The organism is Arthrobacter sp. NamB2, from assembly GCF_005281365.1.
Classification (GTDB): domain Bacteria; phylum Actinomycetota; class Actinomycetes; order Actinomycetales; family Micrococcaceae; genus Arthrobacter_D.
The window spans coordinates 419,860-433,043 of sequence record NZ_SZWI01000001.1 but is presented as its reverse complement, the minus strand read 5'-3'; the positions used below and the strand labels follow the sequence as shown (position 1 = coordinate 433,043).

The following is a 13,184-nucleotide window of genomic DNA, read 5'->3' as shown; positions in this document are numbered from 1 at the left end:
GGCAACGCCATATTCAGCACTATGAAGGGCACTCTGTGGGAGGGTTGATAGCGCGGCTTGGCTCCTATACCGCGGCCGTTGCGATCACGAGCATCATCGGGCTGCTTGCTATACCCGTCGTCGTCACGCAAGCAGGCGACGACGTGTGGGGCATCATTGCCGTCGCGCAAACACTTGCCGCGCTTCTGGGTGTCCTGGTGTCATTCGGTTGGGGCACGACGGGCCCGGCCATGGTTGCGGGGATGCCAGCCGAGGACCGGCCCCGGATGTTTCTCGATTCCTTAGTGTCCAGAGTGTATCTGGCAGCCCTCGTCGCTCCTTTCGCGGTATTGATACCGTTCGGTCTGACGACCGCGGAGTATCGCAGCGAGATGATCGTGGGATGCCTCGTCTACCTTCTGCCCTTCCTCGGAGGTACCTGGTATTTCGTGGGCGAGGCACGTCCGAAGCGGCTGATCCTCTGCGACGCGCTTCCCATAAGCATCGGTACCCTCGCCGGCGTAGCGGGCATCCTACTGACCCAGAACGTGTTCGTCTTTCTCGCTTGTCAGGGAGTCTTCAACCTGATCGCCGTCGTGGCCACCGCCCTGGTCATCAGCAATTCGGCACGTGAGAAACGGTCACCCGATCTGTCTGTTGCCGCAGCCTTCAGGCGTTTGCCCTCGCAACTCCACGGCGTCATCACGGCTGCCACGTCCTCGCTCTACGTCGGCGCACCACTGATCATGATCTCGGCATTCCTTCCCTCGGCGCGTGAAGTTTACGCCATGGCTGACAGGTTCATCCGGTACGGCCAGATCGCACTCGGGCCGGTAGTGCAGGTGCTGCAGGGCGCGATAGCCTCTCCTGACAAGGCTGTCCAGCGCCACCGCATCAAGCGGACAACCCTGATGGCGCCCTTCATAGGACTACTGGGCGGCGCCGGTCTTGCGGTCGTCCTGCCCTCGGGGAGCCGGCTCTTGTCCAACGGTCGCATCATCGTCGATTTCAGTCTCAGCGTTCCTGTAGGAGCGGTATTCGCTGGTATCGCGGTGTCCTCCGTCGTCGGCCTCGCCTGCCTGATCCCGCTTGGCCAAGGACGTGCGCTCGCTGCCTCGACAGTGCTGGGAGCTGCCGTCGGCGTTCCGCTGATCATCGTCGCCGCGGTGTTCGTGGGTCCAGTTATGGTCGCCTGGGCCGTTGCGGTCTCGGAACTGGTAGTCGCGTCCTATCAGTTAGCAGTTGTCCGTCGCGCTCTCGACGAGGGAACCCCACGGTAGACGACCTCTTTCATCCGGCATGCCAGCGCAACTCGCAGCCGCCACAGTGCCGAATCAGTCGACGCCACATGCTGTCACCTGGTAGAGCTTGGCTCTCCCGACGGACTCAACAAGCTCGACCGCATCACTCGTTTCGAGTTCTTCGAGGCCTGGGTGAGCGTGGTATCCGCCGTGCACCTCCCGATCACCGAAGTCCAGCACGTACTCGACTCCCTCCTCGAGAATTGCTGCACACGCTTCTGGATCCGTATCGGCGTCTCGCAGATCAGCGTAGACCTCCAGCGCCTCGGGCGGCAGTATCGCCAAGGTGTGGAGCTGCAGGGGACGGCGATCCGCGAAGGCGTATGCAAGGGAGCTCCCGGTCCAAGGATTGCCCGCGATCACCGCATCCTCCGGAATCAACTCGTCGAGTCGCTGCATCAGCTCGTACTCGTCGGACGAGACCAAGAGCGAGTCGGACGTCAGCTGGTATCCGGCCGCCGCGCTCCGAGCCGCCGCTCGGATGTTCTCGCCTTGCGTGAGGAGAGTCCCTGTCGCTACCAGAACACCGGCTGCAGCGACTGAGACGGCCACTTGCCAACGTCCCTCCGGACGGGGCGCATCGACACGGCGCCAGATTGAGATTGCCCACTCCACAAGTAGCCCTGCAATCGCGCCTCCTCCCACCGCCGCGATCGGGATGGTGACAATCGGCAGGAGCGACGCGAGCCGAACGGTATCGGTGTACCAGGCGCCAGTGATCAGGTCCCGGAAATCTCCATCAGGAGCCCCAGTGGCCACCACGAAGAGCCCGGCGCCCACGATATAGACACCAACCATCCACAGATGCCTCACCTGCGAGATCAGAACGCCGAGCCCGACCGCGGTCATGACGGCCACAGCCCAGATAGGGGGTGCTCCCAGCGGCCCAGCCAGCAGGAACTCCCCCACAGCCTGAGGCTGGGTCTGTACCGGCAGCCAGATCAACGACTCCTCCGCAGGCCGCAGGAGACCCCACACGATTGTCAGGAGGTACCAGAACACGGCGAGTGAAGCGACAGCGACCAGGGCGGAGACCAGGGACCGGCGGCGGGTAGAGCGCTGACGTAGCAGGGCCTTGGCGAAGACGACCAGAGCGAGTGGAACGGAGAACGCGATCAGGGCCGCGACAGCACTCGGGTGGGACAGGGCCAACCCCGGTAGCGAGGCCAGGAACAGGACCCACACGATCACACGCGGAGTTGCACCGGATGCGAGGCCAAGAGCATTGACCAGCAGAGCCAGGACGGCCGGAAGGAGGCAGACGCCGAGGAAGTTCGGGTAGAGCACGCCGAAATCCAATAGCAGGAGCGGGAAAGAGCCGAATGCGGCCGACAGGACACCCGTCAGCAGGAGCGTCGCCCACCGTGCCCCGACCATCGACTGCACCAGGTACAGACACCCTGCAGGCCAGACCACAGCGGCGACCACGAGGTTCACGGCGTTGACGCTGACGGGAATCGAACTTCCCGCGAGCATGTGCACAAGGGAGACGACGCCGTGCCAGCCAGCGGGGTAGAAATCGATGCCGGTCATGTCGCCGAGCGTCAGGGAAGAAGCTGATTTTGTCTGCGCGATGTACTGGATCGCGTTCAGATGAAAGATGTTGTCGAAGGTCTGCGAGAAGTTCTCGGGGCTGCCGAATGCGAAGAACAGCCGGCGTGCCAGGAGGAACACGGCGACTGCCAATCCCGCGAGGGGTAGGAGAAGATCACGACCGCTCAATGCTTCGCGCGGTTTCTCTGTCTTCCGGAGTGCCAGCAGAGGAACCAAGCCGACGAGCAGCGCAACGACCATCAGCACGACGACCGGCAGGAGAGACCAGTCGATGCCCGCAAGATCGGCCGCGATTGCCCCCAGTGCGATGAAGGACATCGACAGCAGTGGCGCCACCGCGAGGGCATTGAAGCCACGAAGACCGAAACCTGCGACGCCGACCGTCAGTCCCGGGAGGAAAAGGACTCCCAGAGCCAGGAGTATCTCCGGTACCGCTGCGGCCCACATGCCGTTCCCCATTCATTAGCTCATCGTTACTACCTGCCGTTTGACCCTGCTAGGTCCCTGTGCCGCCGTGCGACCGATGGCCGCGGCGCTTCAGTCGTTTCCGCGCAGCCTTGCGACGACCTCGTCGACCGGCCCATCCATCAGGAGGCGGCCGTGCTCCAGAAGGACGCCACGCTTGCAGATCTGCGCCACCAGGTCGAGGTCGTGGCTGACTACCACCAGCGTCTTGCCGTCGTCCGCCAGTTCTTTGATGCGGGCGATGCACTTCTTCTGGAACGGCTCGTCCCCTACCGCGAGGATCTCGTCGACGAGGAACACTTCGGGATTCGTATGGACCGCTACCGAGAACGCAAGCCGAAGATACATTCCGGAGGAGTAGAACTTCACCTCGGTGTCGATGAACTGCCCGATCTCGGAGAATTCGAGGATGTCATCAAAGCGCTCCTCGATCTGCTCCTCACTCATGCCCAGGATGGCGCCGTTGAGGTACACGTTGTCGCGACCCGACAGGTCAGGATGGAAACCGGCACCGACCTCGATCAGCCCTGCAACCCTTCCCCTGGTCTGCACCGTTCCCACGTCCGGCAGCATCACTCCGGAGATGTGCTTGAGTAGCGTGGATTTTCCCGATCCGTTCAGACCGAGCAATGCGACGGACTCGCCCTGCTCGATGGTCAGGCTCACGTCGCTGAGCGCATGGAACTTCTTGGAGAGATCCCCCTTGCGCCCCTTCATGATCCACACGAAGGCTTCCTTGATGGAGCGGGTATGCCTCAGGACGAATTCCTTCGATATCCCCCTGACCTCTATTGCCGTCGTCATAGTCAGAGCTCCTGAGCGAAACGGCCCTCGAGCCGCCTGAAGGTGAACTGGCCGAGGACGATCACGAGGACCGAGATCACGACCCCGATGGGCATCCATAGGTCGAGCAGGTTCGGCGGGACGGCTGTCAGCGGATCTGTCACGCCGCTCGTGGTCGGCATCCAGAAGGCGAAGTGGAACAGTTCCACAGCGATGGTGAGCGGGTTGACCTGGTAGATGGTGTGCAGGATTCCGCCGGTCCCCGCGCCGAAAGCATCGAAGAGTCCGTCCCGAACCATCGTCCACGAGTAAAGGACTGGCGACGCCCAGGTCGCGATCATCAACAACATGTCGACGAAGTTCTCGGAATCGCGGAAGTAGACATTGACGGAGCCGAAGAACAGTCCGAGGCCGATCGCCAACAGCGCGACGATGAGGAAACCGATAACAGCTGCACCGATCTGCACTACCCCTGGTGTCCAGCCCGCGATGAAGCAGGCAACGAGCAGGACGAACAGTTGCGGCACGAAGTGAATTGCGGATACCCAGACAGAGGCCACCGGGAACAACTCCCGGGGAAGATATATCTTCTTGATCAACCCGCCGTTGCCGACGATGGATCGAGACGCGTTGCTCAACGCTTCGTTGAAGAAGTTGATCAGGACGATGCCGGAGAACAGGTAGATCGGGTAGTTCTCCGTGTTGCGATTCATTCCCAAGAAGATTCCGAGGGCGAACCAGAACACGACGAACTGCACGCCCGGTTTCACATAGGACCACAGCAGACCGAGGACCGAGCCTCGGTAGCGAACCTTCAACTCCTTCTGCACCAGGAGCTTCAGTAGGTACCGCGACCGCAGCACATCCTTGAGACCACCTCCCAGGCCGGGGGTGGTCAGGTCGATCGTGCTCAATCTACTTGCCTTCCCCGGAATGCTGGTCGAAGGTCTTCTTCCAGGACTCGAAGGACGTGATGTCGTCGAGCGACGCCCGGTATTGTTCCCGGAGTTGTGGCCACTTCCTGAGGATCTCCGCATTCAGCCGACCAGCCTCAGCGAGGAGTGCACGAAGCTGCTGCGGGTCCCTGCGGTACCAGGACGCCCCGGTTCCTTCAGCATTCGAGACGATCGCGCTGTCGTATTGCGACATCCGCCACCACTTGTTGTCCTGGTGCGCGACGAATGCCTGGGGCCGCTCCTTGCTCTCCGAAGCGACCGGCTTGCTCAACTGGCGCGCAATCGTCTTCACTGCCCACGGCACGAGTGTCGTGTAGGAAGGAGCCTTGAAACCCTGTCCGTGACGCGGCGGTTTGTCCATTTTCGGAGCCGGAAAGTCGTCGGGGTTCGGCTTGAGCTGCGCATCGGAGTGCCCCTTACTCAGGGCCCGGATCTCGGGAAGCTTCGTCGCGAGAATGGCGTGCAGCTGATCGGGACCACGCAGGACATCGCGCATGGCCATCACGCGGCCACGAGCTGTGTAGTACTGCATCGACACGAGGTGCTTCACGTCCGAGTACCCGGACTCGCGGATCACCCTGCCCCCCCGTTCGTACGGGCTGTGGATCAAGGCCGCGATCATGCGGTTGCGAGTGTGGAAGTAAGCCTGCCACCCCACCATGTCGTCCTTGTCGATCCAGGAGACGTGCCAGACTGCCGATCCTGGCATCGACACGGTGGGATACCCTGCCTTCTTCGCCCGCAGGCCGTACTCCGCGTCATCCCACTTGATGAAAACCGGCAGCGACAGACCGATCTCGCGGATCACCTGAGTCGGAATGAGGCACATCCACCAACCGTTGTAGTCGACGTCGATCCGCCGGTGCAGCCACGGCGTGTGGCGGAGATTCGAGCGCATGAAGTCGTGCCCCAAAGTCTGCTCGGCGACAGGCTGGTCCGGCTGGAACCGGTAGGGGTTCACGATCTCGCCGAACGTATGCAGTACCGTCCGGTTGTAGAGGTCGAACATGTGACCGCCGACGATCGTCGGAGTCTTGCAGTGGTCGGCGAAGGCCAGGAGCCTGGTGATGCTCTCCGGCTCCATCACGACGTCGTCATCAAGGAGCAGCGCGTAGTCGCTGCCGTTCTCCACCGCCTCGTACATGCCCCGGGCGAAGCCGCCGGAACCACCTAGGTTCGCTTGGTCGATAATCCTCAGTTTGCCTTCGAGGGCGGCACTGATGCTCGCGAAGTTCGCTTCGTCGGCGACCTTCTTCGTGCCTTGGTCGACGATCAGCACTTCCTGCACGTTCTCGAGCACGTCCACATTCTCGGCAAGTATCGAGAGGTTGTTCGCGCAGAAGTCGGGCTTGTTCAGGGTCGTGATCTCGAGCGTGATCTTGCCGGGTGCCGGGGACTCTCCCGGAGCAAGCCATTCTGCATGATTGAGTACGAGCGGGGTCGATCCGGCCACCAGGTCGAACCAGTACCACCCACCGTCGCCGAAGGGCTCCAGTGAGAGGTCGAAGGTACTCGTGGCGGCGTCGGACACGCGCTTGGTCTCGACGTGTTGCAGTGAGCCGCGCGCGTTCGACTTGTAGACGCTGATGCCACCCGCGCCGCGTGTCTCGATGGACAGCCTCACGTTCCGAACAGTGGTCCAGCGACGCCAGTAGCTCGCAGGAAACGCGTTGAAGTACGTGCCGAAGGAGACCCGCTCTCCCGGACGAACGGACGTCGACCGCCTGGAGCGGAAGTCCTCGACATGGAGCTCCTGGCCGGGCGCGGCGAGACTCGTGACGTTCGACTGGGTGCTCGTGCTGCCATCTGTGGTGTTTACCTGGACACCGACCGCGCTGCCCGTGTCGACGTAGAGGGCCGCCGTGTCCATCTGGTTCTGATTCGGAAGAACCACCCGCTGGATGGCATGCCACGCCTGGGCGCTCTGGATCTGCTCGGCTGCGGCATCGGTCAGCGTGGCCTCACTCATGCGGCCACTCCCCCGCTCTCGAGCTTCTGCCCGCCCCTGAAGTGAGGCGTGATCTTGTTGTCGAACATGGACAGGGCTGATCCGATCGCCATGTGCATGTCGAGATACTTGTAGGTCCCGAGGCGTCCGCCGAAGAGCACCGACTTCTCGCCCTTCGCCAGGTCACGGTAGGCGAGCAGCTTGGCGCGGTCGTCGGAGGTGTTGATCGGGTAGTACGGCTCGTCGTCCTTCTCCGCGAAGCGCGAGTACTCCCGCATGATGACGGTCGCGTCCTTCGTGTAATCGCGTTCCGGGTGGAAGTGTCGGAACTCGTGGATGCGAGTGAAGGCTGCGTCCTCATCCGGGTAGTTCATGACGGAACAGCCCTGGAAGTCCTCGATCGGCAACACTTCCTCCTCGAGGTCGATCGTGCGCCAGGAGAGGTCGCCTTCTGCGAAATCGAAGTACCTGTCGACGGGGCCCGTGTAGATGACCGGCACCTGTCCCAGCGTCGTCGAGCGCGAGTACTCGTGGCCCTCGTCGAAGAAGTCCGTGTTCAGGTGGACGTCGATGTTCGGGTGATCGGCCATGCGCTCGATCCACGCCGTGTAGCCGTTGACGGGGAGGCCCTCGTACTTGTCGTTGAAGTACCGGTTGTCGTAGGTGTACCGGACGGGGAGCCGGGAAATGATCTCCGCGGGCAGGTCCTTGGGGTCGGTCTGCCACTGCTTGCCCGTGTAGTACTTGATGAAGGCTTCGTACAGGGGCCGCCCGATGAGCTGGATGCCCTTGTCGTTGAGGTTCTGAGGATCCGTGCCGGCGAGCTCGCCGGCCTGCTCCTGGATCAGGGCGCGCGCTTCCGTCGGCCCGAGGGCTGTCCGGAAGAACTGGTTGATGGTCCCGAGGTTGATCGGCATCGGGTACACCTCACCCTTGTGACGGGTGTAGACCTTGTGCACGTACTGAGTGAACTCGGTGAAGTTGTGGACATAGTCCCAAACGCGCTCGTTCGACGTATGGAAGAGGTGAGCTCCGTAGCGGTGCACCTCGATTCCCGTGCGCGCTTCGTTCTCGCTGTATGCATTGCCCCCTATGTGGTGACGCCGATCGAGCACGGCCACTTTGAGACCGAGCTGGGTAGCCGCCCGTTCAGCTATGGTCAGGCCGAAAAAGCCCGATCCAACGACAACGAGGTCAACGTTCACAGATGCTCCTGAATTTGATCCGAACAACAGACATGCGGGCTTAAGGCTACCCGACCTCAGGTGTAGCCCCTCCACCGCCGCGGAAGGAGGCCGATGAAGTCACTCGTCGACCGCACCGCCGCGAGCCCTCACGTCGTTCCGCACCCGCACTGTTGCCGGCGTGGTGACTGCCGGATGTCGGGAACGTGGGCTCACTTCACCGTCAGGTGTGACGACTCTCTCCGGGTGACGGCGGCGGCGTTATCCACAAGGAGCGTGCCACACCTCTCCGTGCGTCGCTGCACCCCTAGCCTCGGAAGCAGTCGTCGAACCAGGAGGCTCCGATGGAACTGCACGTCACGCTCGCGAGCGCTCCCCCGTCGGCTTTCCCCACTCGGGAGATCGTCGTAGACACCGACGTTCTGACCACCGGCGAGGCACTCACTCGTCAACTGGAAGCTGACGGGTACATTCACCCCTTCACCGTCGACGGCCTCCCGCTTGCCGAGTTGGTTCCTTTCGGCGGCGCGCTGTGCGACGGTGCAATCATCGTTTCCGGGAAGCACCAGCAGCCTGAGACCGCCCCTCGGATGCCCCACCTCCTGTTCGTCGTTCATTCGGGTCCGGACGCCGGTCAGGTGTTTCCCCTGGCCAGAGGCACCTACACCATCGGGCGCGCCGCCAGCGACATCGTGGTGTCCGATTCCGCGCTTTCCCGAAGCCATGCGCGCCTCACGGTGACCGAGGATGCGATTCTGCTCGAGGATCTCCAGTCCGCGAACGGAACGTTCGTGGACGGTGAGAGCATCAGTACAGCAGCCATCACCGTCTCCACGGCAGTTCGGCTGGGGGCGAGCCGATGCCGCATCGAACTGCTCGACGACGGCGCCTGGGACGACACCGCTCACGCGGAACTGCTCGAGGCACTCTCCGTAGACCAAGCAGTGCCCCGAAAGCCATCCCGGATCCTCATACTCACGGCCCTGCTGCCACTCGTACTCGGCGTCGCGCTCGCGCTCACCACTGGCATGTGGTTCTTCCTCGCCTTCAGTGCCTTGTCGGCGGTGACCGGCCTCGTGCCCCTCGTCACCTACCGGCGCAATGCCCACACCTTCACCAGCGCTGTGGCTAGGACCGCCGTCCAGGATAGGAGCCGCCGAGTGCACGGCGTCCCCGATCCCGGCCACATCGCCCTCGATGCTCTCCGGGCGCGGCCCGCCGTGGCGCCACGCCCCACACGCGGCAGGACCTCCCCGGACAGGGTCCTGCTCAGGCTGGGCACGGCCGATCAGCCCGCCAACATGACCGCCCAAAGGAGTGACGAGCCCTTTGTTCCTCCACTGCTCCTCGATGTGCCACTCGTCCTTGTTTGCCATGCAAGAGGCGAGGGAACCAGCGAGCGCAGCTTCATGATCACAGGCGAGGACGGCGCGGCGCGGAGCCTCGTTCGGGCGCTCCTGCTCCAGGTGTCCCAGCCATACATCGACACGCCACTGGTGGTTCTCTGGGGGCATGCTCACGAGGTTCCGCTCCAGGCCCGGTTCCTCCCCAATGTCCGCCTCACGATGGATGCACGGATCCTCACCTCGATCCTCACGCGATCGGGAGTCACCGTGGTCTTCCAGTTCTCCGACGGCTTGCCGGATCTGAGTGACACGGCGGGCGTTCTCGTGATCAGGATCTCCACCGGCCGCAGGACACCTGCCGGATCCGGTCCGATGATCGCCACGACGGCTGGGGCAGGAATGGTCGTCCACGCCGACAACAGTGCCCGGGCGCGCATCGCCGGGCAGGAGTTCGAGGTCACTCCCGATGGAGTGGCCGATGGAACGTTCGACCGCACGGTGAGAGCGCTGGCCCGGGCCGGAGCCCGCGGCGGGGCCCCCGACCGCGCCAACCCTTCGCCTTTCAGCGAGGACGCACCGCCGTCGTCCGCCTCCGTGTGGTCGGTAGAACTGGCGCCCGACAGCCTCACCGAATCCGTGTCCGCCCGATGGGCATCGTCCGACCCGGACCACCCCTCGGCGCTCGTGGGTGACTCGGGAACCGGCCACGTCTTCATAGATCTCGTGGACGACGGTCCCCATCTGCTGGTCGCCGGCACGACGGGGTCCGGTAAATCCGAGTTCCTTCGGACCCTGGTGCTCGGACTCGCCATGGATCAACCACCCGAGCATCTGGCGCTGCTCCTGATCGACTACAAAGGCGGCTCCGGCCTCGGCGTGCTCGCCGGTCTTCCCCACTGCGTCGGTAACCTCAGCGACCTCTCGTCCGAGTCGACTGCACGAGCGCTCGTGTCCCTGCGCGCGGAGCTTCGCCGGCGCGAGCACCTCTGCGCGGAGCACGGCGCGCACGACGTCGTCGAACTGCGCCGCGTGGCGCCCTCGTCATGTCCACCACGCCTCGTCGTCGTCATCGACGAATTCAGGATGCTGGGCGACGAGGTTCCGTCCGCGGTGCCCGACCTCATGAAGATCGCCGCACTGGGTCGCTCCCTGGGCGTCCATCTGGTGCTCGCGACCCAAAGGCCGCAGGGCGCGGTGACACCGGACATGAGAGCGAACATCACCTCGTCGATCCTCCTGAGGGTTCAGACCGCGATGGAATCGCAGGACCTGCTCGGATCCGGGTTGGCAGCAGACATACCGATCGACCTCCCCGGCAGGGCGTTCCTACGACGCGGGGCGGAGGCACCTGTCGCCTTCCAGGTTGCGTCCTGCAGCGAGCTGCCTCCGCCACGCACTACCCGTGGGTGGCAGGACATCACCACGTACCTCGGAGACGATCCCGCCCTTGCTGTCGAAGGTGACCCGCACACCCCCAGTCCGGAGCCGTACACACCCACTCGTTCCAGCACGGTCACGGCCAATCGCACGCCGGTCTCCCCCGACAGCGGCCTCCCTGCCGCTGCATCCTTGAGCAGAGAACGATCTGGATCAACCGACGAGGCCGCGACGGGACGTGAGCGGGTCGCGCAGAGCGTCCTGCAACGAGCGACAGCCGCGCTGCGTGGTGCAGCTGATGGTGTTGACTCCAGTGATCCTTTCGTTCCCGTCCTTCCGCCGCTGGCCGCGGTGCTCCCGTCGGCGGCATGTCGCGCCTTCCTGCCTGCGGACCCGGAGCCGCCTGTGCCATCGGCCGTGCGTCGTTCGGCCGGTGCTGGTACCCATGCCGTCGCCCTGGGCGTTGCCGATTACCCGGAGCACCAGGAACAGCGTCTGCTGCAATGGCGTCCCCAGGACCACTCCCATCTCGCGCTGGTCGGCCTTCCGGGGTGCGGTAGCGGGGCATCCCTTGCGTCCGTCATCTCCACGCTGCCTGTGGCCGACCCGGAGGTTCATCTGTATCTACTCGACGGAGACGGGAGCCTGGAGCGCGTTCCGCTCGGCGCGCACCTCGGTGCATATGTTGCGTCGCACGAGACGAAGAGGGCGGGGCGCGTGCTGGAACGACTCACTGCACTGCCTTCCGTGTCGACGCGAGATGCACCGCAGATCGTTCTGGCCATCTCGGGGTGGGGGCGATGGGTGAGCCAATTCCGGAACCTGCGCTCCTCGAGAGCGGAGGAGGACCTCTACTCACTCGTCCGTGACGGCGCCCGCCGCGGCGTCAGCGTCGTGATCACGGGAGACCGGGAACTGACGACGGCACGATTCTTTCCGCTGATGCCGAATCGAATCTATCTGCCCCTCGGTGCGCATCAGGAGACCATCATGACCTGGCCGAAGATCCCGAGTCTGGATGCAGTCGCCGGGCGGGGCTTCGCGCAGGGCCGCATTACGGGGAGCTCGGGGGACGGAGTGTGCCAATTGGTGCTGGAAGCGGCCTCGGCCGAAGCCCCGGAACGCATTCCGGCCCGCTTGCCCTTCCCCGTACATCCCCTTCCGCATTCCGTTCCAATCACCCGGCTCCTTCCAGCCATGACGGGTGCACCGGCAGGAGACGATGTCGTGCTGGGCGTGCAGGGCGACGATCTGCGCCCCTACACCATCCCGCTCCGCGCGGGTGAGACCTATCTCGTACTGGGCCATCGTTCGTCGGGGCGCAGCAACGCCCTCCGCGTGATCGCCGAGGCTGCACAGGTTCTCAAGAGGCGCGATGTCCTGGCGCCACCGCCCACCGCTGCCGGTTCCGGCATCGCAGAGTACTGGCGGCGACTCGCCGAGCAGTACGCCGCGACGAGCACCCTTGATCGATGCATCCTTGTCGTCGACGATGCGGACGATCTTCCCGGTGACGTCCAGCAGATACTGTCGAAATTCGTAGCCCGGGGCGCCGCTGCCGCCCTGTCGGCCGTACCCGGTCCCACGCTCATGACGCGCGTACCGCTTTCCCTGCAGTCCCGCAGCTCCGGCCGCGGGTTCGTCCTTTCACCGAAGTCGCCCTCGGACGGCGACATCTTCGGGGTACGGCTCGATCAGGACGGAACAACCATCCAGGGACGCGGATATGCGTGCGCACCGGCGGGGGTTTTAGAAGTCCAGATAGCGCGTGCGACGGGCAATGGGGAGGCAGGACCCGGAATCCATCGACCCGGGGCACCCAGCGCTACAGCGTTCTTGCGCTCCCTGTAGTCCGCACCGTGAAGTCCACGACCGGTTTCGAGAACAGGAGCACGATGACGCCCGCGGCGGGGACTATCAGCAACACGCCGATCAGCGGATCGCCGGCTGTGAAATAGGGGAACGCGAGGATCACCAGAAACAGCTGGACGACGAGGGACGGCGAGCGCGGCCACCGAAAGCCCACGGCAAGCTTCCTCGCCATCACGACCAGGGCCGACGCGACCAGCAGCAGCAGAACCGCCATGAAGACCGAACCTCCGACGGAGACGGGATCCACGCCGAAGATCGTGATGGCGAAGCCCACGGCGGTGACGACCAGCGCGACCGCCTCGAGTATCAGGACGACGCTGATCAGGAGAACGCCGAGCGGTCGGCTCGTGCCATCTGGCACTGGATTCGCAGCCACCCTCGAACCCTACCGGACCACTCCTGCCGGGCCCCGACACGTG

Annotated in this window: 8 protein-coding genes; 2 read left to right on the top strand and 6 right to left on the bottom strand. The window is 63.9% G+C overall.

Annotated features, from left to right (window positions below; genetic code table 11):
* Nucleotides 1–35 precede the first annotated feature (35 nt).
* On the top strand, nt 36–1,259 hold the full coding sequence (locus FDK12_RS01980; RefSeq protein WP_137367971.1) for a lipopolysaccharide biosynthesis protein: 1,224 nt from the start codon (nt 36–38) through the stop codon (nt 1,257–1,259).
* A 54-nt stretch (nt 1,260–1,313) separates the two neighbouring features.
* On the opposite strand, the gene FDK12_RS01975 is transcribed toward FDK12_RS01980, so the two are convergent.
* From FDK12_RS01975 to glf, 5 genes are all read right to left on the bottom strand, one after another.
* Complete coding sequence (locus FDK12_RS01975) at nt 1,314–3,293, bottom strand: DUF6541 family protein (protein ID WP_137367970.1); 1,980 nt, start codon at nt 3,291–3,293, stop codon at nt 1,314–1,316.
* 78 nt (nt 3,294–3,371) lie between these two features.
* Nucleotides 3,372–4,103, bottom strand: a complete 732-nt coding sequence (locus FDK12_RS01970; protein ID WP_137367969.1) for an ABC transporter ATP-binding protein — start codon at nt 4,101–4,103, stop codon at nt 3,372–3,374.
* Between the two features lie 2 nt (nt 4,104–4,105).
* Nucleotides 4,106–4,996, bottom strand: coding sequence for an ABC transporter permease (locus tag FDK12_RS01965; RefSeq protein ID WP_189636255.1), 891 nt, complete (start codon nt 4,994–4,996; stop codon nt 4,106–4,108).
* Nucleotide 4,997: 1 nt separating this feature from the next.
* Nucleotides 4,998–7,007: a glycosyltransferase gene (locus tag FDK12_RS01960; RefSeq protein ID WP_137367967.1), complete on the bottom strand. Its 2,010-nt coding sequence runs from the start codon at nt 7,005–7,007 to the stop codon at nt 4,998–5,000.
* Entirely contained in the window at nt 7,004–8,191 is a 1,188-nt protein-coding gene (gene glf / locus FDK12_RS01955) for a UDP-galactopyranose mutase (protein WP_137367966.1), read from the bottom strand. The genes FDK12_RS01960 and glf overlap by 4 nt, the downstream gene beginning before the upstream one ends.
* A gap of 323 nt (nt 8,192–8,514) precedes the next feature.
* Here glf and FDK12_RS01950 point away from each other — a divergent pair, with 323 nt between their 5' ends.
* The gene (locus FDK12_RS01950; protein WP_137367965.1) at nt 8,515–12,744 is read left to right on the top strand and encodes an FtsK/SpoIIIE domain-containing protein; all 4,230 of its coding nucleotides are present in this window, start codon (nt 8,515–8,517) and stop codon (nt 12,742–12,744) included.
* Here the strand turns inward: FDK12_RS01950 and FDK12_RS01945 are convergent.
* Entirely contained in the window at nt 12,719–13,141 is a 423-nt protein-coding gene (locus tag FDK12_RS01945; protein ID WP_137367964.1) for a hypothetical protein, read from the bottom strand. The genes FDK12_RS01950 and FDK12_RS01945 overlap by 26 nt on opposite strands.
* Nucleotides 13,142–13,184 lie beyond the last annotated feature (43 nt).